The following is a 22,062-nucleotide window of genomic DNA, read 5'->3' as shown; positions in this document are numbered from 1 at the left end:
GCTATTTAGTGGATGGGGAAAGGCGAATCGACGTTGAACGGGTATCACCCGTACTCCATGGCACCTGCGGCGCAGGTCGCGTTTTCGAGCTGAGACAATTGCTGTGTGACAACCCTTCGCGTACGGCAATAAATGCAGTGCACAGTTTGATCGATTCGAGGTTGTTGATGCTGGCTGGCCGGGTCGGTGGACCTGCGTGGCTGACCTTGTCGTCGGCGCTGCAGGCGAGTCCGACGTTCCCCTCGTGGGCACGAACGTAAGCTGAGGTTGTTCATTCGCTCGCCGTGAGCGATCGCCGATGGTGCGGCGTAATGGGATTCGCGCCCGCTTATAACTCGGCGATGAGACAACACGCGGGTTCTGCAAGTCGTCCAAAAACTCTTGAACTTCTCCTGATCGGCGCGGGTGACATGAGCACCCTGCAAGGACCGAATATGTCAATCGCAGCGATCCCGTCCCGGCGGTCGGGATGCTGTGGTAGGCCATGGCTGCGCGTGCCGCCGGTTGCTCCACCGAGCCGCAAGGGTTCAAATCCCACCACACTCTTCCCGTTCCTGGATGCAACGGGGCATCAGACCAGCTGATGCAGCGCACTGCGTTGTAGCTGCTTCCTTGGACACCAAAGCATCATCGCACGCCGCCATCAGCTAGCCCGGCCCATATTTTACGGAAGTATTCCTAGGGAGCGCCTTTACGTCGTCGAAATATTGCATTTGCGATGACTTGTTCGCCAAAAGTATGCGCTCGACGCAGCATTTCGTTGAAAACCGCCAGGTCTAGCGTGTCATCTTTCTGAGCACGGCATCGGGAAGAGCGTCATGTCTTCCGGGCCAGCAGAATTGTGATCCTGACGGTTCGTATGGTTGCCTTAGCACTGCGATTCTGCCGCGCGATATTGACCTCCAATCTTGCCGGAGTGCGGGCGAAGTAAACGGATATCTGACAAATGAGATTAGGCGAGTATATCAACTACGATGCGACCGGATTAGCCTCTCTCGTGCGCGCGGGGGACGTCACGCCCTTAGAACTAACGCAGCTAGCCCGCAACGCGCACGACGATGTCAACCCGCGTATCAATGCCGTCATCGAATTCTACGGGGACGCTGATGGTATCACTGGCGCTGACGGAGGGTTATTCCATGGCGTGCCTTTCTTTCGCAAAGATGCCGGTGCCACCGAAGCTGGCCGCCTCCAGGAACTCGGGTGCCGGTTGTACAAGGGCCGTCGTCCCGACGTCGAAAGCTATTTTTTTCGCCGGGCTCGAGCCGCCGGTCTCCAAACGCTCGGAAGAACGACAACACCGGAAATTTTTGGCGGCTCCGGAGTGAGCGAATCCATTCTGACTGGCATTACCGGCAATCCATGGAATCTGGAACGCTCCGCGGGCGGCTCATCTTCTGGTGCAGCCGCAGCGGTTGCTTCCGGCATTGCCCCCATGGCGCATGGAAGCGACGGCGGCGGATCCATTCGCATTCCCGCCGGCTGGTGTGGCCTTGTCGGACTGAACCCCTCGCGCGGGCGCGTTTCGGGTGGTCCGAACAACCAGGATAGGTCATTTGGCCTCCCTCGCGACTTTGTTCTATGTCGCACTGTGCGCGATATGGCGGCCGCCCTCGATGTCTTTGCAGGTCCCCATCCCGGTGATCCATTTATCATCGTGCAGCCGCACCGAACATATGTGGAGGAACTTTCGCGGCCGACCGGCGCTCTCAGAGTGGGGCTTGCTATTACCGATTGGGGGACGATTAGTACCGATCCGGAAATCCGACAGGCCGTCGAGAATACGGCTACGCTGCTAGAGGAAATGGGACATGTGGTGACGGAAATTTCGCCACCATTCGAATTCGGTGAGTACTGTCGCTCACTTCTTCCCATCAGGATACTCGGTAGGAGACTCAGCGCCGACAGTCTTGAAAACGATGCGCGAGCCCAGGGGCGGCGAATTGATTCGAACACCTTGGAGCCATTGAGTCTCAAGCTTTATGAGTATGGCAAGTCTCAATCGGCTTCTGTAGGGGATGTGCTTGAAGCACTGCGTGGGATAAGGTTCCGAGTTGGGGAGGCAATCCATCCCTTTGACGTACTGCTAACTCCGACAATGCCCACGGTGGCGCTAGCCCACTGCAGCATCTACAGCACGACCAATCCCGCGCTTTCCGCTGAGGAATACCTCGAAGCGGATGCTTCGCTTTATCAATATCTTGGAGTGTTCAACGTGACCGGACATCCATCCGTATCATTGCCTTTGGCACAAAGTCGCGGCGGGCTACCAATCGGAGTGCAGATCGTCAGCCGTTTCGGAGACGAGGCCACGTTGGTCCGTATCGCGCGCGATCTGGAGGAAGCCAGACCGTGGCACGACCGGCGGCCACCTGTTCGGGCGGGAGCGGTGTGAAGCGGTGTTTTGCTGACCTCCGCGCCTTTCGATCGATATCGTCTCCATGCACGATATGCTGCGGCTACCGCCAAGCTCAATGACATCGACCCACAGGCTTGGTTTGCAGTCCTAGCGCGCCTACCGTCATCAAGCGCATTCATAAGTTGCTGCCCTGAAATCGGCCATACAGCGCCTCAGGCTTATGGATTCGCAAATTGTCCTGCGAAAAGGTTACTGGCGCCGTGCGCGTCGGAGCGCCAGACGGGTTGGGGAACTATTTTTTGGCTAGCCGGCTCGGAGCGCTCGCGGCCAAATCCTGGGCTTGTCATTCTCGTCCCGCTTCTCCGCACGTTTCATTGTCGCGGCGCGAGCGGATATTGCAATCATCCTCGACGAGCCAAAGCAAGGACGGCTGATCGTCTCGAAGTTGACCGACTACCCGTTGAGCGTCTCTGCTGCGCAGAGCTATTTGTCGCGCGAGGCGAAATCGAAAGTCAATCTGATCTGGCGGGAAGGTTGTTCGTCACGCAAGTGGAAGACTTCGTCTACAGCCGGTCACCGAACTATGCATCGGCTCTTAGCCGCCTGATGTCGCGCCGCTACGAATGCGGTAGCGTCATTGCCCAGCTGGAAGCCGTGCGGTTCCGACACTCATGAGACCCGCCGTGTTCAGGAGGAGCGCCGCTTCATCGCAAGTTCAGTTAAGGCTGCGAGGAGCCCCCTCGAGATGGATTAAGCGGCTTCGCTGCCCGATTCGAACGCCACTCACTAATAATGCGGCGTCGTATTCACCCAGACCACTTTTGCCGGTACCGTTCCTGGAGTTACGCAGCGATGTTGCGAGGTGCTATTGAACGAAAAGCTATCGCCCTCCTCAAGCTCGAAACGCTTTCCATCGACCCACAGGTCCAATCGGCCTGCGATCAAAATCCCCGCTTCATTGCCGTCATGGCTGTCTCGCCGCTATCGGCGCCTGGTTCGATCGTGCTCAGAAGCAATTCGAGCGGACCGGCGAGATTGGGAGACAGAAGCTCTTCAGCGCCAACCCTGTAAATGTCAGGCGCCGCCGGTCCGCTTTACGGACGACAATCTCCCTTTCATCGGCAGTAGCCTCCAAATTGCCGTTGAAGAACCAGTTCATATGGACGCCGAGAACGTCGCCGAGCTTCTTCAAAACTCCAATCGGCAGCTTGGATTGATTTCTCTCGATTTGGCTCAAATAGCCGACTGATATCCCGGCTGCCTGAGCAAGCTGGGTCAAGGTCAGCTTCTTGATTTTGCGCAGTTCACGGATTTGCCCGCCCACGGCGGCGTCAGAGTCCATGTTGGCCCGCGGAGCCCGTGGCTGCCCATTTGTCAGCCGCGCGGATCGAGCTAATAGCCATCGATTCCTTTGACTTTCAAGCAACGCCAGCACGAAAAGCCTTCCCGATTTCCGGCGACAAACGGACACCTCGCAGCAGAGCCAACGTCGGATCTAGGTGCGCAGGGGTTAAGGCGCCGATTCTTTATACAAGTGACATCATCGAAAAAAACACCATGCCCGTGAAAAACGTCTCGCAAGCGTGAAAAAAATCGCAATAAGTTTGCAATCAGACGGAGGTCGGGTGTGACGGAACTTCCAAAGTCGGCTCAAGTCGTCATCATTGGCGGCGGAATGATGGGCTGTAGTCTGGCCTACCATCCGACCCTTCGCGGTTGGAGGGACGTTGTTTTGCTCGAACGAAAGCAGCTTACGTCCGGCACCACTTGGCAACGCTGCGGGTCTCGTTGGGCAGCTTGGTGCAACTCACAATCTCACGCGATTAGCGCAATACACGACAGAGCTTTACTTTGAGCTCGAGCGCGAAATGGGTCAAAATACCGGATACCGACAGATTGGATCGCTCGCATTCGCGAACAACCATGAGCGTTTTGAAGAGCTCCGGCGTGGAGCCTCAATGGCCCGATGTTTCGGGTTGGAAGTCAACGTCATGTCTGCAAAGGAGGCGGGTGATCTTTGGCCTTTGGCGACCGAGGACCTCGTTGGCGCGGTGCACCTTCCGAAGGACGGGCAGAGAAACCCGGTGGATACGACGCAAGCTCTAGCAAGGGGAGCGAGGGGTCGTGGGGCGAAGAAATTTGAAAATATCGCGGTTACCGACATTCTCATCGAAAATGGCCGTGCCACGGGCGTGCGAACAAAGGACGCTGGAATAACAGCTGAATTCGTCGTTAATTGTGCTGGCATGTGGGCGAGGGAGCTCGGTGCAAAAACCGGCACGACTGTCCCTCTTCACGCGGCCGAGCACTTCTACATCGTGACCGAGCCCGTGCCTGAAATCAGAAAGCATCTTCCTGTACTGCGTGACGGCGATGCCTGTAGTCACTTCAAGAAAGGTGCTGGCAAGCGCTGGTCGGTTGGTTCGAGCCGATCGCAAAGCCGTGGGGTATGCAAGGGATCCCCGAGCGTTGAGTTCGACACTCTGCCAGATGACCTTGAGCATATTGAGCCATTGCTCGAAGGGGCAATTCGTCGTGTGCCAATACTGGCAAAAACCGGGATTCAGTTGTTTTTCAACGGTCCCGAAAGCTTCACGCTCGACGACCGCTACATGCTGGGCGAGACGCCGGAAGTGCGGAATCTATTCGTGGCGGCGGGCTTCAACTCAATCGGTATTCGGTCCGCGGGAGGAGCAGGTAAAGTCCTGGCCGACTGGACTGTCGACGGTCATCCGCCGTTGGACCTCTGGGACGTTGATGTGCGGCGCGTCATGCCGTTCCAGTCGAATCGACGATACTTAAAGGACCGCACCGTCGAAGCTCTCGGTCTCTTGTACGCCATGCATTGGCCGTTCCGACAGCCCGATACGGCAAGAGGAGTTCGCCGCTCGGCGCTCCACGATCGCTTGCTTGCGCAAGGAGCTTGTTTTGGAGAGGCCGTGGGCTGGGAACGGCCGAACTGGTTCGCGCCGAAGGGGCGAGAGGCAAAATACGAATATAGTTACGGTCGTCAGAATTGGTTCGAACACTCCGCCGCAGAACAGCGGGCAGTAAGGGAAAGTGTTGGATTGTTCGATCAATCGTCCTTCGCGAAATCCTTGAGGGGGAAGACGCCGAATCCATCCTAAACATGATATGTTCCAAGAACATTTCGGTGCTGGTCGGCCGCATCGTCTATACGCAATGGCTCGATGAACGAGGCGGTATCGAAGCGGATCTTACCGTCACGCGCCAAGGTTTGAAGCGATTCCTCATCGTGACGGCGGCGGCGACGCAAGTCAGGGACTTTGCATGGTTGAGCCGTCACATTCCCGAAGGATCCCCAGCATCGCGATCGACGTAAGCTCCGCCTACGCGGTGCTGGGCGTCATGGGTCCGAAATCCAGGGATCTCCTGAGCAAGTTACGGAAGCGGACCTCTCCAACTCGGCATTTTCCCTTTGCAACCTCCCAAGTCATTGACCTCGGCTACGCCAAAGTCTGGGCAAGCGGCATTACCTATGTCGGCGAACTCGGATAGAAATTGTACATCCCTACAGAGTTCGTGCAGGGGGTCTATGATTGCCTCGTCGAAGAAGGCGCGGCATCAGATATGCGCCTGGCTGGCTTTCATGCCATGAGTTCTCTGCGGTGGAGAAGGGATACCGTCATTGGGGGCACGACGTCACGGACGAGGACACCCCATTGGAATCAGGTCTCGGATTTGCGGTGGCGTGGTCGAAGACGCAAGGCTTCATCGGACGAGATGCACTGCTACGCCAGAGGGACGCAGGGCCCCGGCGAAAAATGATCCACCTCGCGCTGAACGATCCGAACGTGTTGATCTACCACAACGAGCCGATATGGCACGACGGCCGGCTCGTTGGCCGTAGCACGTCCGGCATGTTCGGACATACAGTCGGCACCTGCTTGGGATTGGGATTCATCGATAACTCAAACGGCATGATCGATGCAACCCTTCTCCAGACCGGAAACTTCGAAGTCGAGGTCGCCGGCGTGCGCATACCCGCGTGCGCTTCACGGCGTCCATTTTATGATCCCAACAACGGCCGCGTGAAGGGTGTCAGGGCGGATGCGCTCGTCTCAGCCGCGGCCTCGTAGAATAGTAAAATTGTCGTGACCGAAACAAGCGTCGTATTCGAGCCTCGACCTATTCATGCCGAAAAGCAAACGTCAGTTGTCGACAGGTCTTCCAAAGACCGCTTCCTGCGTCGCGATTTCATTCTGACATTCTCCTGTCCGGACCGAATTGGGATTGTGCACGCCGTATCGGGCTTTCTCGCCACGCGCGGGTGCAATATCCGCGACAGCGCTCAATTCTCAGACCGCAGCGTTCGAAGGCTTTTCATGCGCGTGTCGTTTGATGCGCTTGGCGTCCTGCTGACGGATCTGCAGGCGGAATTCTCGGAACTCAGCACTTGATTCGGCATGACCTGGGAATTTCATGACTGCAAGTCGAAGCCTCGTCTCCTGATCATGGTGTCAAAGGAAGGGCATTGTCTGAACGATCTGCTGTTCCGGTACGCAACCGGCACCCTTTCCGTCGAAATCCCGTTGATCGTCTCCAATCACCGGGACCTCTACCGGCTCGGGGCTTCCTATGACCTTCCTTTTGATCATATGCCTATCACCGCTGATACGAAGCCCGCGCAGGAGGCAAAGCTTTTCAAATTGGTTGAGCAGGAGCGGATCGACCTAATTGTCCTGGCGCGGTACATGCAAGTCTTGTCGGACAATGTTTGTCAAAAGATGTCCGGCAGGATCATAAGTATACACCATTCCTTCCTGCCAAGTTTCAAAGGAGCCCGGCCCTACCATCAGGCTCACTCACGAGGGGTCAAGTTGATTGGGGCAACAGCCCACTACGTCACAGCAGATTTGATAAGGTCCAATCATTGAGCAAGATGTGCTCCGTGTGGACCACTCCCTGACGCCAGACGATCTTTCGGCGATCGGAAGAGATGTGTCGAGTCCGCTGTCCTGGCGCGGGCCGTCAAGCTGCATGCCGAAAATAGAATACTCATGAATGGCGATCGCACGGTGATCTTTCGATGAACGTCCAGGACATGATGGGCACTCACACAAGTTAGGCCGCTCACATCGATGGTGCCGCGGTTGCGGCAGGGCTCCATTCTAAGCTGCGAAGTGCAGTTGAGAACCTTGTGGAGAGGAGACTTACACCCGAATTGGCCGTTGTCCTTGTTGGCAACGATCCGGCGAGTTCGGTGTATGTTCGCAATAAGATTCGCCGTTTTGTTGAAGCTGATTTGCGTTCGTTTCATCACGAAGTGCCAAGCACGACGAGCGAAACAGATCTGTTGTCGTCGATCGATGGGCTGAATTCCGCTCACGATGTGGACGGCATCCTCGTCCAGTTGCCGGTACCTTCCCATATCCAAGCGCAAAAAGTGACCGCAGCCATCGATCCGGCGAAGCACGTAGACGGTTTTCATCCGATGAATGTAGGCAAGCTCTCGCTCGGCGGGGGGCGCTAGTCCCCTGTACTTCGCTTGGCTGTATGCTGCTGATTAAGGGAGTTCGGAGTCAGCTCGCTAGGCTGAATGCCGTCATTGTTGGACGCTCCGACATTGTCGATAGAGCAAACCCGCTCACACGAGTCGTGGCAGGCGCAACAATTGTTTCCAGACCGCCAATTGTGGGTTATGTCTATTATGCCGCTGAAGTCGTGAGGGTAGAGTAGAAGGCGCTTAGGGATGTAAAGAAACATCGACATTCTTCACAAGGTGTTCGGAATAGCGGTTAAGAGATAGTCGTCCGTGAACAAGGCTCTGAGCGATTGAGCAGGAGTCTCTTTTTCGGATTCAAGGCGGTTTGAGATTGCAGGGAATGGGAGGTTGAGCCCGCCAAACCCTGCAATTTCTCTTTTGGATTCCCTTTCGCTGCGGCCCATGATTCTGTGGTGCATCGGAGGAAACGATGCGGCCGAAGAAGCACAAGACGACGGGATCGAACGATCTGTTCCGGGCGCGGCTGGACCAGATCATCAACATGAAGCACGAGCTGGTTCAGCTCGCCGGCAAGATGGATTGGGACTGGATCGACGGCGAGGTCGCGCCGCTCTACAGCGAGAATGGCCGGCCCGGGATCGAGACCCGGTTCATGATCGGGCTGCTGTTGCTCAAGCACACTTACGGGCTGTCCGATGAGGGCGTTTGCGAGCGCTGGGTTCACGACCCGTATTTCCAGTTCTTCACCGGCGAAGAGTTTTTCCAGCACGCTTTCCCGCACGAACGCTCGGACCTGAGCCATTGGCGCAAGCGGCTCGGCGACAAGCTGGAGCTGCTGCTGGCCGAGAGCCTGCGGGTGGCGCACGAAGCCGGCGCCTTACGCAGCCAGGACCTCAAGCGCGTCACCGTCGACACCACGGTGCAGCCGAAGGCCATCACCTTCCCGACCGACGCCAAGCTGCTTCATGCGGCTATCAAGGGCCTCAACCGCCTAGCGAGTAGGCACGGCGTCAGGCTGCGGCAATCCTATTCTCGCGTGGCCAAGGCCGCGGCGATGATGGCGGGCCGCTACGCCCATGCCAGGCAATTCAAGCGGCATCGGCGGCAGTTGCGTATCCTGCGCAGCCGGCTCGGCCGGATCATCCGCGACATCCGCCGCAGGATCGAGGGCCACCCGGCACTGGAGGAGGCGTTCGGGCCGGGCCTCGCAGATCCGCTCGCAGCAGCAGCGACAGCGCGGCTGGAAGCTCTATTCCTTCCGTGCCCCGGAGGTGGAATGCATCGGCAAAAGCAAGGCCGCCGCCCCTTACGAGTTCGGCGTGAAGGCCGCCATCGTCAGCAACAACCGCCGGGCGCCCGGTGGCCTGTTCGTACTGCACGCCAGGTCGCTGCCCGATAATCCCTACGACCGTCATACCCTGCGGGACGTCATCGACCGCACCGAGGCGCTCACCGGCTGTGCGATCGAGCGGGCCTATGTCGACAAGGGATATCGCGGGCATGACACGCAAAATCCCCGTCGCGTCTTCATTTCGGGCCAGAAGCGCGGCGTGTTCGGCGCCATCAAGCGCGAGCTCCGGCACCGCTCCGCCATCGAGCCCATCATCGGACACCTGAAGGCCGAAGGTCACCTTGGCCGCGGCTGCCTCAAAAGCCGTGCCGGCGACGCCGCCAGCGTCGTGCTCACAGCAGTGGGCCACAACTTCCGCCGTATCCTCCCCTGGCTCAGGCAACTCTTGTGCCTCTTCCTGATCCAGCTATCGCATTCAACGGCCGCTATGACAATATCTGTCGGCGGCACTCCGATGCAAGATCCCCGGTGTTGGAGTGCGCGACTGTGACTGTGCAATTTTCTCAAAGTAGAAGCTGGGCAAGCGGCTTACCGGGCTTTTTATCGAGTGCGTAAAGAACGCCTGACCGTCGATCGCGTTTACAGGCGCAAACATTGACGCGTCGTCGTCAATAGCTCGGGGGCGTGATGGCCCATACGACCACGCATTCTCGTTTGTTGGTGTTTGCGTAACGATGGGGAAGGTCGCTTGCGAACGCGAAACTATCGCCTTCGCGTAGAACCGCATGACGCTCGCCAATCCAAAGGTCGAGCTCACCTGAAATCACATATCCCGCTTCCTCACCCTGATGCGTGTAGGGTTCTTTGCCGCTTTCGGAGCCAGGAGGAAATGTGCATCTCAGAAGCTGGAGCTGCCGGCCAAGATTGGGGGACAGAAGCTCATCTGTAATGCCACCTACGAAGGTCAGTTTCCGTCGCGAGCTTGCTCTCACAACATAGTCACGCAAATGGCTGTCACCATCGGCCTTCGGTGGAAAAAACCAGCTGATTGTGACCCCCAGCGCCCGGCTGATACTATGAAGAGCTTTCACCGAAGGGCTCGAGACCCCACGCTCGATCTGACTGAGATATCCCTTTGACAAGCCCGCGGCGTCGCTAAGTGCGTCGAGCGTAATGCCACGCCCCTTGCGTAGGTTCTTGATTTCTCCTCCGATGCGGTCGCCGACATTGAGCAATTCTTCCACGTTGACGGGTTGCTCAGCCTGCTCTGCCAGTCCCTCCAGATTGGAAGGACGCAGCATTCTGGGCCGCGTTCTGATCACCGAACTCATATTCGCTCCTTGAATCGATCGAGTGCAAGTGTGGGACGGGATCAATTCCGCTTATCTCTGCTGACCCAGCAAGGCGCACACTTGATCCTTTCGCATAGATTCTCGTGTCAACAAACCGTTCTAAAGTGTCTTTTGTTATTGTAATGTTCACTTTTGTATATTCTTATCTAGAATAATTCATCTCGTGAGACGGTAAGAATGGCAGGAAGGATTCCCGGGGAGGCCGAAGTCGTAATTATCGGCGGTGGCATAGCGGGCTGTTCGGTCGCCTATCACCTCACCAAGCTCGGTGTGAGCGACGTTGTCTTACTCGAACGCAAGCAGTTGACATCCGGAACGACATGGCATGCGGCGGGTCTCGTGACGCAATTGCGCGCCACCCGAAACATGACGGAGCTAGCCAAATACACCGGCGAATTGTTTCACAGTCTCGGCCCCGAGACTGGTCAGGAAACAGGCTTCAAGCAAAACGGCGCTCTGCGGCTCGCCAAAGGTCCTAGCCGACTCGAGGAATTGCTGCGCGGCGCTTCGATGGGCCGCAACTTCGGACTTGAGATGCATGCTGTCTCGCCTGCAGAGATCAAGGAGCGCTGGCCGCTCCTCAATCTTGATGGCATCGTTGGAGGGATATGGGCTCCCAAAGATGGTCAAGTGAATCCTGCCGATGTTACGCAGGCCTTTGCGAAGGGCGCGCGTATGGGCGGTGCGAAGATCATTGAAAACCTGCGCGCCGACCGGATTTTAATTGAGCACGGACGCGCCGCAGGCGTCTCGACGAATGAAGGTGACATTCGCTCCAAGAAGGTCGTCATTTGCGGCGGCATGTGGTCACGCGAGTTTGCCTCGAAACATAGCATTTCTTTGCCTCTTCATGCAGCAGAGCACTTCTACGTCGTCACTGACGCAATTCCGGACTTACCGCGACAACTGCCGGTATTGTTCGTGACCGATGAGGAGGCTTACTACAAGGAAGATGCCGGCAAGCTGCTCGTGGGATGCTTCGAAAAGGAGGCGAAGCCCTGGGCTCGCGATGGTATTCCGACGGACTTCTGTTTTGACTCGCTGCCTGAGGACTTCGATCGTTTTGAACGAATTCTAAGTATGGCGATCAACCGGGTTCCGGTGCTTGCCAACACCGGCATACAGCTGTTTTTCAACGGCCCCGAAAGTTTCACGCCTGACAATCGATACCTGCTTGGCGAGACTTCCGAGGTATCGGGTCTCTTCACGGCCTGCGGGTTCAATTCGGTAGGCATTCTGTCTTCCGGCGGCATCGGAAAGGCGCTCGCCTCTTGGATCAAGGAGGGCCACGCACCCGTCGATCTCGCCGATGTCGATGTTCTCCGCATGCATACGTTCCAATCGAACAAGTCGTATCTTTACGATCGGACGAAAGAGGCTCTAGGCCTCCTCTTTGATATGCATTGGCCCTACCGTCAATACACGACGGCGCGCAATGTTCGTCAAAGCGTCTTCCATGATCGGTTGAAAGCACTCGGCGCAGTGATGACGGAGGCTGCCGGATGGGAGAGGCCCGGGTACTTCTCCCCCGACGGAAAGGCGAAGGAAATTGAATATTCATATGGCCGGCAAAACTGGTTCGATATCGTCGGCCAAGAGTGCCGTAACTCAGCCGGGCACGTCGCACTGTTCGATCAGAGTTGCTTCGTCAAGTATATGGTCGACGGGCGGGATGCCTGTGCAGTCCTCAGCCGGATCTGCGCCAACAATGTGGACGTGCCCGTGGGCAAACTCGTTTACACGCAATGCCTAAACGAGCGCGGTGGGATAGAGGCGGACATTACAGTAACTCGGCTTGCCGAAGACGCCTACTTGGTAGTGACCGCGGCAACGTCGCAGACACGGGACCTAGTTTGGTTGCGACGCAACACTCCAGATAAGGCCCATGTTTTTATCCGGGATGTGACGTCCGGGTTGCCCATGCTCGGTCTTATGGGACCCAACGCAAGGCCATTGCTTGAGCGGCTATCAGGTTGCGACCTCTCGAATGCGGCCTTTCCGTTCGCATCCAGCCACGAAATCGAGATCGGCTACGCGAAGCTACGCGCGAGCCGCGTCACGTATGTGGGCGAACTCGGGTGGGAGCTCTACGTGCCGGCCGAGTTCGCGGCACATGTCTTTGACAGGGTCATTGAGGCTGGCGCTGACTACGGCTTGTCGCAGGCTGGCTACTTTGCTCTTGGCTCTATGCGTATGGAAAAGGGCTATCGCCACTGGGGCCACGACATCGGGCCGGAAGATACACCTTACCAAGCTGGCCTTGGCTTTGCGGTGAAACTGGAAAAGCCGGGAGGATTCGTTGGCCGCGAGGCATTGCTTCGACAGAAGGAGCAGGGACCCGTACGCCGCCGGCTCGTGCAATTCAGAATGATTGCACCGGACGCTCCGCTTGTCTTCCATCAGGAGCCCATATGGGCAGATGGTCGTCTGGTCGGATCTATTACCTCTGGCGCCTATGGACATCGCCTCGGAGCGTCTCTCGCAATGGGCTACGTCGAGAGCGGCGACGGAATAGACGCTTCGTTTCTGTCCGCATCGAAATTCCAGATCGAGGTGGCAGGCAGGCGCCATAGGGCAGTAGCCCAGTTTGCTGCGCACTATGATCCCTCTAATTCAAAGATCACTGCGTAGGTTCATCGCGGGGATGAGAGGGAACGCCGCGGAGAGCCGCAGTTCTCGGTGCAAAAGTCGCTATCTATTACTCGTTCCGCGTCAGTGGAAGGTGATCCAGCACGTACGCGAGAAGCTCGTCTGCCGTGCCTGCGAAGCGATCACCCAGCCATGTCGCTGAGATGCTAGGTAAAGACGAGGAATGGCTATTCGAAGTCGCCGAAGAAATGGACACCGAGGACGGCCAGCTATGGTCGTCGGTGTCGGCGAAGACGGGGTGATGGCGTTCACCGATAACGGGATCGAGAACCTCAAAGAGCTGATCGCAATCCGCAAGGACAATCCCAGCATCGTCGAAAAACGCCGCCAAGCGCTCGCTGCGATGATGAAGCCGCTGACCGAAGGGTCCGACGAGATCTAACCGCTCACCGGATGTATCAATAGATCAGCGCAGTTGCGGCCTACAGCGCATGGTTACGGTGAAACTGACACCAGTGGCAAGGTATCCGATGGGGTGACCGGCTTCTCCGAACCTACCCGTTCGAGGCCGCAACCGTCTTCTCTATCATGAAGCTCGCGAAGCGCGTCGGCATGAAAAAGGCAAAGGTCGCCATTGCCCGCAAGATCGCTATAATCCTCCACTGCATCTGGGTCGACGGCACGTCGTTCGATCGGAGCCACGCACCGGCCTAAGTTTGCAAGATCCTGGCCCGGTCCGCCAGGCTGGCGATGTCCCGCTGGGACGGTGGTCGGTGGTGACCTCGTTCAATCGGCTGTCGGCGGCTCAGCTGCACTCCGCTGCACCCGATCCGGACATCATCATGAGGCGCACGCGACCTCGAAAAGGACCATGACCCCAGCTACGGACAACAGTTCGCATTGAAACCAGGTGAGAGCTATCGGCCTACTATTATGAGCTGGCTATACCATCTACCAGCCGCGCTCGCCCCGCGTGTGCAATCTCGACCCGCTCCGACGGGCCGAGCGCTACCGTCTTGCCGAATGGTTTCAAAAAGAGAATTGACATCAATCGCAATGAAGGGGCCTATTTACAGCCAATGCTGCCGAGTGTCGAGGAGGTAACGATCTTTCTGGACGTCATCCCGAGCCTGAAGAACCGCCAGTGCAGCAAAGTAGGAGCACCGTCTAATGCTTTAGTAGGACCATATGCTGGCACATCTGCTTGGCAAAGCGAGACAGGCGCAAGCCAGCTTCTTCGATCTCCGCGTCAGCAGCACCGAGACTGATACGCAGATGACCAGCTGTGCTGTCGCCAAATCCATCCGCGGGTAGGATAGCGACGCCCTCTTCGAGGACGAGGCCCTTGGCAAAGTCATAGGCCGACAGACCGGTGGCGCGCACATCGAGCAGAACGAACATACCACCTTCTGGGCGGTGGCAGGAAAGGACCGGAGCCGTTTCGATACAATCGCAAAGCCAGTCGCGGCGACGACGGTAAGCGGCTCGCAGCTCGGGGAGGCCATTCGGAAACTGTTCCAGCGCAGCGACACCCGCCTCCTGCAAAAAGGTGGGAATGCCGTAGGTAGCGCAGAGCGCCACTCGCTCCGCATGATGCACCAACTCCCGCGGACCGATCATCCAACCGAGCCGCCAACCGGCCATCGCGTAGGACTTGGAAAGGCTGCTGATGGTGATCGTGCGCTCCGCCATGCCGGGCAGAACAGCAGGTGAGACATGACTGCCCTCATAAACCAGTTCACCATAAACCTCATCGGAAACCAGCCAGAGATCATGGCGACGGCACACAGCGGCTATGGCCGAAAGTTCGTCACTGGTATAGACCGCTCCGGTCGGATTGTTAGGCGTAGCTAGAAATATCGCGCGAGTCCGCGAACCGATAGCGGCTTCGAATTCATTGATCAGCGGATGGAAGCGATTTTCCGCCGGCGAGCGGATGCTGATGATCTCGCCGCCGGCTGCGGCAATCGTACCCGGATAAGTGGTATACATTGGCTCCGGCACTAGCACTTGGTCTCCAGGCTCCAGAAGACAGAGCGCGGCAGTGAGCAGTGCGTTCTGCGCGCCGATCGTTGTAATGACCTGGTCGGCATCGATTGCTTGGCCAGTGTTGCGGGTATGTCGCCGCGCAATCGCCTCGCGGATTGCGCGACCACCCGCACTGGGGCTGTAGTGGGTCCGTCCGGCTGCGAGCTCGTCCCTTACCGCGGCGATCGCCCGTCCCGGGCTGCGGAAATCGGTGTTGCCGACGGTCAACAGGATGATACGTTCGCCGCGCTCGCGTTTCTCGACGGCGATGTGATGTATGTCCCATGCCCTCGACGTCCTACCGGCTATCCTGTGGACTCGGGATGAGTATCGCATGTCGAAATTCCTGTTATTGAGTGTGGAACTATTGGCCCGGCAAGCCACGAGGCAAATTTAGGCGTCGGCGGAATACCAGACGGATGGCATCACGCGGTGCGGCGCGCCACCACGGCGAGATGAACCTTTTTGCTGTTTGAGAATGCGGGTGACGTCGAGGTCGCGCCACCTTTTTCGGCGATGGCACAGCTCCCACCATATTGTCTCATCGCTTTGCCTGTGCGGAATTTCGATCATCAGCCACCCACGCGTTATGTATCAGGCTAGATCCAGGCCGCCTGAAACTCCGCTGCACTGGAGCGCGCGCAGCTTCTGCCAGGCCGTCATCTCGATTTCAATGCCCTCTGCCTTACGCTCCTTTTCGGGCACTATCCGGTCTCGCCCGGGTAGAACACGCCCGGATGAGCCGTCCGAGGGTCAGCCGCTTTCAGGTATCGCGCGGACTCGGCGACATTTTCCTTGAATTTACGAAGGGAGTAGAATGCCGACATGTTAGATACAGCCACTAAGCAGCCGAAGTTCTCCCGCCCGATCGGCTCGACTTTGAATTCGAGGCCGGTCAGCAGCCGCCCGCATAATATATCCACGATCGCTGTGAGGCGGCTGTCCTTGTAACCCTCCGTGCCGGCAAGCGGCAGTAGCGCACCGCCGTTGCGGCGTTCGATAGCGGACGTGCCTCGGCATCGATCAGCATTGGGAATAGCCTCGCCACGCGCAATCGCCAGCTCAAGCTTTCCAGCAGCAACTGCTAGGTCGCCTGATCGCGCAGAGATAACGTGTTGAGACTAGATGGCACTGCAATGGAGATCGGGTTGGTGCCAAGCCGCGGGTCGCGGCCGCCGACCGGCTCGATATATTTACGTGAGCGACCGGAATTCCCGTTGGCGGCGCTAGCTGGCATGACTGAACATGCAGTGAGGCGGCCGACGTGGCTTTGGTTAACCACTGTGCAGGCCGCGACACTACTCGCCTTGGCATTAGCGTGGACTCCGAAACCCCAGCGGCCGCCGGTGACAGTTGGGGTGGACCATTCATGCACGATCGTCCACTCCGTACCCGGGACAATACTTCCTGCCTTCATGCTATGGAGATAGCTGAGAACCGCGATCTCTCCATGAGAACGTACAAATGTGCGAGACGATCTGGGTGAAGAAAAAGCGCCCCGTTTCATTCGCTTCCAGCCGGAGGTTCTCGATCGAAGTGATCGACACTTCCAATTAAGCCAGTTTCCCGACAATGGGTCGGCACAGCACGGGATGCAAACTGCATGCCGGCCGCATGGCGTGTGAACACGACTAGCTCTTCAACAAGACTAGCTCTCAGAGACACGCATTTCCGTGGCGCGCGAGAGCTCTAGGCATCTCGGCTCATCAGGGCAGGTGGCCGGCCGGTTTTGGTGGGTTTGTAACACCGACGTCTTTAAGTCCACAATGGCATGACGATCTGGGCCGACTTGTCGAGTAATTGTCTTTTGCAACATTAGTCGGCGCTTCAGAATCTTGAACTCTATTGTTGACTGTAAGGAACTGTGTAGTCGGGATGACCAGCACGCACGACCTCCGATGACGCGCCCTGTTCTTTTTCGAAATCGGCCCTTGTATTCGTCGGCGGCATTCTCCATCGGGATTGATGAATGCTGTTCATCGTGGATTGTAAAGAATGGGTATTCGCAGACGGTCGGTCCGGTGGATTTCGCCGCCAGATCGTCCGCAGAAACCTGTAGTTCCGGTCCACATTAGTTGCTCGCCGATGTCTGGGGCGAGAAGCACTCATTTTAAATACCCATCACTGAATCACCACTAGAGTAGATAGTATTCAAGGCTTGAATAAGCTGCGATCTATGCAGCCGCAGTGCAACTCATCACGATCGGCCAGGTACGCAGATAAGTAGGTACACTGAAGGCAAATTTTGTAGACCCGGCCGCATCGCGCGGCAATGTAACGTGCTCTGGCAATAGTCAGGACCAAAGACGCGCTTGGCCATTCATAGACTCAAATTCAACTGGAACGTTTCAATGATGACACCCGCAAAATCAGCTCATGAGCTACTGAGAGATCGCGTCGCACACCAGCTACGAAACACCGAACAGCTGGAAATGGTGTACGAGACCATCACGATTGGACAGTTGGTCTCAAGCCGCGCAAAGACCCACGGGCCGAGGATTGCAATCGATTTCTTCGAGCGCGACGAGCGTGCTACCTACGCTGAGATAGACCGGGCATCTAACAAGTATGCACATGCACTGCGTTCATTCGGCGTACAAAAGGCCGACCGAATCGGGGTGATGCTGCCAAATCGGATCGAATTCTCGATCCTGTGGTTCGCGATTGCCAAGCTCGGTGCGGTGATGGTCCCGATAGATATGAGGTATACCTCAAGGGAAATTGAGTACGTTCTCAATGATGCGCAGGCCGAGTTCGCCATCATAGACGAGTCCGTATGGTCCGCATTCTTGGCCATAGAGCCTTGGCCGCCACACCTTAAAAGGGATCGAGCAATTCTCGTTGGGCGGCCAGACGGGGCTGCTACCACGCTAGTTGAAGTGCTGAATGGGGCAGACGACTCTGTAGTGGAGGAGGATGTCCGGCCCGACGACCTGTTAAACATTGAATACACCTCGGGAACAACGGGCTTTCCGAAGGGCTGCATGTTGACCCACGACTACTGGGGCGTGAGCTCGTACCAGGGTACGTGTGCAGACGCAGAGCCGTATCAGAGGTATCTGTCCACGCAAACTTTCACCTATGGCGATACAAAACAGTATTTTCTAAAGTCGTATCGACAGGGCGGTACACTATATCTCGCTTCGTCATTCGACCAGACACGCCTCCTAGATTGGATCAAGCAGCACCACATCGAGTGGTGTGTGTTTTCTGAGCGCGTCGCGCTTCAAGTCGAGGCCGCAAACGAAGGTGGGACAACAACCCTGAAGCAGACGCTCAATTGGGGTTGGAATCCTGATACCGTACGCAAGTTCCGGAAGCGATTTCGGGTGCGAACACAGGATGCCTATGGGATGACGGAAATCTGGTTGGGCACACAGATGCCGAAGGAATTTGACGAGATGGCTGATTCCGGTTCAGTTGGCATCCGTGCTCCGTTCCGCAGCCTGAAACTGATGCGTGTTGATGGCACACCCGCGCAGATCGGCGAAATCGGGGAGCTGTGGGTAAGTGGTCGTGGGATCTTTAAGGGCTATTGGAATCGGCAAGAAGCGAATGCCGCCTCGTTTGAAAGCGGTTGGTTCAAAACGGGGGACCTGCTGCGTCGTGATGAGTTAGGGTTTTATTGGTTCGTTGGACGCACGAAGGACATGATCCGACGCGCGGGCGGCGACAACGTCGCTGCGCGCGAAGTGGAGGCTGTCATTCGCGAGATTCCTGAGATCGAGGATGTCGCAGCTGTCCCCGTTCACGATTCCGAAAGCGGCGAGGAGATCAAGATTTGGGTCGAGCTGAAAGCGGGTCTCAGATCAAGCGATCTCCCGGTAGAACGCATTCTTGAGCACGCTCGCACTCGCCTTGCCGCCTTCAAGATACCTCGGTACATCACCTTCACTCAGGCGCTTCCTAGGACAACTTCCAGCAATAAGGTGCTAAAACGTGAGCTGATGGCCATGAGCGATCCACTTGCCGGCGCCTACGACTGTGAGGAGAAGCGCTGGCGCTGAAATCGGCTGGCAACGGAGTTTTCGTCCGGTGTTTCGGGTTCGTTCGAGACAGACGTGAACATCCATCCTGAATGGATTTTGAGCCCTGATAGGGGTCTGCGCCTTGAGCGAACTGGCGTGCCATCGCTCGGCCTGCAACGAATGCACGCATCCGACGAGGCCCGTGGTCAGGTCACTTTGGAGGGAGAGCGGATTGCGCTGAGGCAGCGCGAGAAATGCTCTGAAGGCGCCTTCCAAACAAGGAGTTCAGTTCGTTAATGCGCTTGGCGGAACGCCGGCAGGCGGGCTGATGTTGCCAGCACGTCAGCCAGAGGAGCCTGGGTCGATGTCGCTCAGTTGGGCTGTGGCGATGAGGGTGTAGATCGCGGCGGCACGCTGCCTCATCCGAGCCCGCGAGTGTCCAATTTCTTTCTGGCCACCGGACGGCCCGTAGCTCGCGTCCGGCGGCGTTGTTCGACATTCACAGGGTAGTTGATCGCCTTGGTGGTATCGTCCCTTCTGGTTAGCTTGGCGCTCTGTTTTAAGACCGTATGTCCGCCTCTGCCGGTGAGGTGGCTCGCCCTACACTGCGCGTCCGAGGGTCGTTCGGGCGAACCGAGCCGATCCTCATCACAGGAGGACGAGCCGTGGCAGATTATAAGGAAGCACTCGTCGGAATCGATGTGGCCAAGCTGAGAAACGCGGTCGCGATTGCGGACGCAGGCCGGGAGGGAGAGGTTCGTTTCTTCGGTGAGGTCGATGCTTCAGCGAGCAAACATGCGCCGCGTCATAGGGGGATCGCGAGTTTCGCCGTGCACATTTTTGTTACGAAGCTGGCCCGACCGGGTATGGTCTTTATCGCCTGATCCGGTCACTGGGCCACCAATGTACGGTGGTGGCGCCATCGCTGTTTCCAAGGAACCGGGGCGATCGTGTGAAGACGAACCGCCGGGACGCCGTTTCTCTCGCGCGGCTATTACGCGCCGGCGAGTTGACGGCCGTGTGGGTTCCCGATGAAGGTCACGAAGCGATGCGCGACCTCGTTCGCGCCCGATCGGCAGCGGTTGAGACGCTGCGGATCCACCGGCAGCAGTCAGCGCCTTCATGCTCGAGCATGGCCGCACCTATCCCCACAAGAAGGGCTGGACGATGCGCTATTTGCGTTGGCTCCAGGAACAGCCCCCGCACATCAGATCGCGGACAAGAAATGGTCGAAGCAGTTCGCGTCGCGAGGGATCGGGTCGATCGGCTCGAGCGCACGATCGAAGAGTTCGTCTCGGCCTAGTCTCTGGAGCCGCCCGTGCGGGCGCCACAAACGTTGCGAGGCGTCGATCTGATCGTCGGGTGATGTTCGCGACCGAGGTTGGTGACGTGAGCCGTTTTGAGAGCCCACGGCAACTTATGGCTTATCTCGGCCTGGTGCCAAGCGAACGATCTAGGAGAGAGTCCGTCAGGCCGGGCGGCATCACCAAGGCCGGCAACGGCCGTGTTCGCCACATGTTCGTCGAGAGCGCCTGGACATATCGACACTCGCCGAAGATCGGCAAGACAAAGCTTATACCGGCTCGAGCAGGCATCGTCAGCAGTGCGAGAGATTGCTTGGAAGGCGCAGAGCCGCTTGACGGCCCGCTACCGGAAGCTGGCTGGGCGCGGCAAGCGAACGACGGTGGTCTGCACCGCTATCGCCCGTGAACTGGTCGGCTTCGTGTGGGCGGTTGCCCAGCAAGTGCAGGCTGCCTGATTGGACGCCCTTCTCATCGTCGTGCATGAGCGGAGGCGGGACCATGGGAGAGGGAATGCCCGTCAGACGCTTTGTGGCCGGCAATAACGCCGACGTCCGCAGTAAGATAGGAGCTGACCTCGGACGCACAATCGGGAATGCGGTAGCCAATTCGCGCATCAGAGCTTGATTACCGACGTCGTTCGGTTCCGCCTCCACCCATGCACGACCATCTCTATGAACAGCCGATCGACGATCGGACGATGCTCTGCGTTCTAATGCTTGACAGCGGACATCAGAGCGATGTTCTGGGGCCGCCTTCCAGATGATGTGCTGATCTGCGAGTCTGCAGTTTAGTTTTGACCCCTGGGCTCAGAATGGACACAGTGCGTACTCCTATCACGGAGCCGGTCCGGCGGCTGGAAGTCTTCACTGGAGCTGGTCGGCGGAGGTGGAGCGACGAGCACAAGGCACGCGTCATCGTGGCGAGTGGGGAGTGTGCCGTGGCTCGGCGCCATGGTCTGTCGCCCTAGCAATTGTTTGGTTCGCGCCGTCAACTTGAGAGAAGTTGCGGTCAGGCATTCTGAAGCGGAAGAATTGCAGTTTCTGCCAGCGGTGGCCGATGTTGACGTATCGGCGCTCGCGTTTCGCCGGCGGCGCAAAGCACCTCGATGCAAGTCTGAGGCCGATGTCGGGATTATCGAGGTTGAGGTCGACGGGGGTGACGATCCGGGCCAGCCGCGGCGCGGACGCATACACGATCCCGGCCATCATCCAAGCGCTGAAGGCGACCGGTGATCAACCCAACGGGCGCGGTTCAGGGGTTCAGGTGATGATGGCAACCAAGCCGATCGACTTCCGCAGGGAAGGGTTGGCGACACTAGTGCGCGAGCGCATGCTGGCCGATCCTTTCTCGGGCACGGTCGATGTGTTCCGAGCCAAACGCGCGGACCGAATCTTGTCTTTTGGGATGAACGGGTCTGTGCCTGTTTGCGAAGCGCTTGGAGGACGGCATCTTCCGCTGGCCGAAGATCGAAGACACGTGATGCGTTTGTCGGCGGCGCGGATGTGTCCATGAGGCACGGGAAACAAGTCATTGTCTGCCGGGCTAGTGACGGCGAATGGAATGGGGAGCGGCGACCGATTGGCCCGGGCATCGGCCAGCCAATGGATGCACGCGATGCGTTGGCATTTGGTTAGTGCCAATCTCGATAACTGTTTGAGCGACGTGAGCCACGCTGCCTTCGTCGCACCGCTCGACATGGCCGCC

18 protein-coding genes and 6 pseudogenes are annotated in these 22,062 nt (G+C 57.7%); 18 read left to right on the top strand and 6 right to left on the bottom strand.

The window, feature by feature from the left end:
• The first annotated feature begins 946 nt into the window (after nucleotides 1-946).
• Nucleotides 947-2,395 carry an amidase gene (locus tag BcanWU425_RS33010; protein WP_231189237.1) on the top strand — a complete coding sequence of 483 codons (1,449 nt, stop codon included), beginning with the start codon at nucleotides 947-949 and terminating at the stop codon, nucleotides 2,393-2,395.
• Between the two features lie 750 nt (nucleotides 2,396-3,145).
• On the opposite strand, the gene BcanWU425_RS33000 is transcribed toward BcanWU425_RS33010, so the two are convergent.
• Both BcanWU425_RS33000 and BcanWU425_RS32995 read right to left on the bottom strand, forming a co-directional pair.
• The gene (locus BcanWU425_RS33000; protein ID WP_231189235.1) at nucleotides 3,146-3,289 is read right to left on the bottom strand and encodes a cupin domain-containing protein; all 144 of its coding nucleotides are present in this window, start codon (nucleotides 3,287-3,289) and stop codon (nucleotides 3,146-3,148) included.
• Nucleotides 3,290-3,365: 76 nt separating this feature from the next.
• Nucleotides 3,366-3,701 carry a helix-turn-helix domain-containing protein gene (locus tag BcanWU425_RS32995; RefSeq protein WP_231189231.1) on the bottom strand — a complete coding sequence of 112 codons (336 nt, stop codon included), beginning with the start codon at nucleotides 3,699-3,701 and terminating at the stop codon, nucleotides 3,366-3,368.
• 333 nt (nucleotides 3,702-4,034) lie between these two features.
• Here BcanWU425_RS32995 and BcanWU425_RS32990 point away from each other — a divergent pair, with 333 nt between their 5' ends.
• The 10 genes and pseudogenes from BcanWU425_RS32990 (at nucleotide 4,035) to BcanWU425_RS32965 (ending at nucleotide 9,667) form a co-directional block, all read left to right on the top strand.
• On the top strand, nucleotides 4,035-4,214 hold the full coding sequence (locus BcanWU425_RS32990; protein WP_326956095.1) for a hypothetical protein: 180 nt from the start codon (nucleotides 4,035-4,037) through the stop codon (nucleotides 4,212-4,214).
• A 7-nt stretch (nucleotides 4,215-4,221) separates the two neighbouring features.
• Nucleotides 4,222-5,016: pseudogene (locus BcanWU425_RS37510) on the top strand (NAD(P)/FAD-dependent oxidoreductase); the annotation flags it as partial.
• Nucleotides 5,017-5,130: 114 nt separating this feature from the next.
• Nucleotides 5,131-5,487, top strand: coding sequence for a hypothetical protein (locus BcanWU425_RS37505; RefSeq protein ID WP_268738951.1), 357 nt, complete (start codon nucleotides 5,131-5,133; stop codon nucleotides 5,485-5,487).
• A gap of 26 nt (nucleotides 5,488-5,513) precedes the next feature.
• A complete protein-coding gene (locus tag BcanWU425_RS37500) occupies nucleotides 5,514-5,702 on the top strand; it encodes a hypothetical protein (RefSeq protein WP_268738920.1) in 189 nt (62 codons plus the stop codon).
• Nucleotides 5,651-5,878, top strand: a complete 228-nt coding sequence (locus BcanWU425_RS37495; RefSeq protein ID WP_326952182.1) for a hypothetical protein — start codon at nucleotides 5,651-5,653, stop codon at nucleotides 5,876-5,878. Before BcanWU425_RS37500 ends, BcanWU425_RS37495 begins: the two co-directional genes overlap by 52 nt.
• Before the next feature lie 266 nt (nucleotides 5,879-6,144).
• The gene (locus BcanWU425_RS32980) at nucleotides 6,145-6,459 is read left to right on the top strand and encodes a glycine cleavage T C-terminal barrel domain-containing protein (RefSeq protein ID WP_231189230.1); all 315 of its coding nucleotides are present in this window, start codon (nucleotides 6,145-6,147) and stop codon (nucleotides 6,457-6,459) included.
• Between the two features lie 105 nt (nucleotides 6,460-6,564).
• Nucleotides 6,565-7,413 (top strand): annotated as a pseudogene (gene purU, locus BcanWU425_RS32975) (formyltetrahydrofolate deformylase).
• A 44-nt stretch (nucleotides 7,414-7,457) separates the two neighbouring features.
• A complete protein-coding gene (locus tag BcanWU425_RS32970; RefSeq protein ID WP_326956093.1) occupies nucleotides 7,458-7,853 on the top strand; it encodes a tetrahydrofolate dehydrogenase/cyclohydrolase catalytic domain-containing protein in 396 nt (131 codons plus the stop codon).
• Between the two features lie 23 nt (nucleotides 7,854-7,876).
• On the top strand, nucleotides 7,877-8,059 hold the full coding sequence (locus tag BcanWU425_RS37875) for a hypothetical protein (protein WP_445818643.1): 183 nt from the start codon (nucleotides 7,877-7,879) through the stop codon (nucleotides 8,057-8,059).
• 236 nt (nucleotides 8,060-8,295) lie between these two features.
• Nucleotides 8,296-9,667 (top strand): annotated as a pseudogene (locus tag BcanWU425_RS32965) (IS5 family transposase).
• Between the two features lie 118 nt (nucleotides 9,668-9,785).
• On the opposite strand, the gene BcanWU425_RS32960 reads toward BcanWU425_RS32965, so the two are convergent.
• Nucleotides 9,786-10,448: a cupin domain-containing protein gene (locus BcanWU425_RS32960; protein ID WP_231189227.1), complete on the bottom strand. Its 663-nt coding sequence runs from the start codon at nucleotides 10,446-10,448 to the stop codon at nucleotides 9,786-9,788.
• A 198-nt stretch (nucleotides 10,449-10,646) separates the two neighbouring features.
• On the opposite strand from BcanWU425_RS32960, the gene BcanWU425_RS32955 reads away from it, so the two are divergent.
• The 4 genes and pseudogenes from BcanWU425_RS32955 to BcanWU425_RS32940 form a co-directional block, all read left to right on the top strand.
• Complete coding sequence (locus BcanWU425_RS32955) at nucleotides 10,647-13,100, top strand: GcvT family protein (RefSeq protein ID WP_231189224.1); 2,454 nt, start codon at nucleotides 10,647-10,649, stop codon at nucleotides 13,098-13,100.
• 64 nt (nucleotides 13,101-13,164) lie between these two features.
• Nucleotides 13,165-13,251, top strand: a pseudogene (locus BcanWU425_RS32950) (IS66 family transposase zinc-finger binding domain-containing protein); the annotation flags it as partial.
• 78 nt (nucleotides 13,252-13,329) lie between these two features.
• Entirely contained in the window at nucleotides 13,330-13,500 is a 171-nt protein-coding gene (locus BcanWU425_RS32945; RefSeq protein ID WP_231189222.1) for a hypothetical protein, read from the top strand.
• Nucleotides 13,501-13,557: 57 nt separating this feature from the next.
• Nucleotides 13,558-13,772 (top strand): annotated as a pseudogene (locus BcanWU425_RS32940) (IS110 family transposase); the annotation flags it as partial.
• 453 nt (nucleotides 13,773-14,225) lie between these two features.
• Here the strand turns inward: BcanWU425_RS32940 and BcanWU425_RS32935 are convergent.
• The 3 genes from BcanWU425_RS32935 to BcanWU425_RS37865 all read right to left on the bottom strand — a co-directional run bounded on the left by BcanWU425_RS32935 (nucleotide 14,226) and on the right by BcanWU425_RS37865 (nucleotide 16,503).
• Nucleotides 14,226-15,422, bottom strand: coding sequence for a pyridoxal phosphate-dependent aminotransferase (locus BcanWU425_RS32935; RefSeq protein WP_231189219.1), 1,197 nt, complete (start codon nucleotides 15,420-15,422; stop codon nucleotides 14,226-14,228).
• Between the two features lie 368 nt (nucleotides 15,423-15,790).
• Nucleotides 15,791-16,123, bottom strand: coding sequence for an Ldh family oxidoreductase (locus BcanWU425_RS37870; protein ID WP_445818661.1), 333 nt, complete (start codon nucleotides 16,121-16,123; stop codon nucleotides 15,791-15,793).
• A 47-nt stretch (nucleotides 16,124-16,170) separates the two neighbouring features.
• Nucleotides 16,171-16,503, bottom strand: a complete 333-nt coding sequence (locus tag BcanWU425_RS37865) for a hypothetical protein (RefSeq protein ID WP_445818660.1) — start codon at nucleotides 16,501-16,503, stop codon at nucleotides 16,171-16,173.
• Nucleotides 16,504-17,437: 934 nt separating this feature from the next.
• Between BcanWU425_RS37865 and BcanWU425_RS32930 the strand changes: the two genes are divergently transcribed.
• The 3 genes and pseudogenes from BcanWU425_RS32930 to tnpB all read left to right on the top strand — a co-directional run bounded on the left by BcanWU425_RS32930 (nucleotide 17,438) and on the right by tnpB (nucleotide 21,870).
• Complete coding sequence (locus tag BcanWU425_RS32930) at nucleotides 17,438-19,093, top strand: class I adenylate-forming enzyme family protein (protein ID WP_231189218.1); 1,656 nt, start codon at nucleotides 17,438-17,440, stop codon at nucleotides 19,091-19,093.
• Between the two features lie 626 nt (nucleotides 19,094-19,719).
• Nucleotides 19,720-20,813: pseudogene (locus tag BcanWU425_RS32925) on the top strand (IS110 family transposase).
• Nucleotides 20,814-21,513: 700 nt separating this feature from the next.
• Nucleotides 21,514-21,870, top strand: coding sequence for an IS66 family insertion sequence element accessory protein TnpB (tnpB, locus tag BcanWU425_RS32920; protein WP_231189217.1), 357 nt, complete (start codon nucleotides 21,514-21,516; stop codon nucleotides 21,868-21,870).
• The last annotated feature ends 192 nt before the right edge of the window (nucleotides 21,871-22,062 follow it).

It is taken from the genome of Bradyrhizobium sp. WU425, assembly GCF_021052305.1.
GTDB lineage: Bacteria > Pseudomonadota > Alphaproteobacteria > Rhizobiales > Xanthobacteraceae > Bradyrhizobium > Bradyrhizobium canariense_D.
Note: the sequence above shows the minus strand (reverse complement) of the source record. Positions and strands in the feature narration are given on the sequence as shown.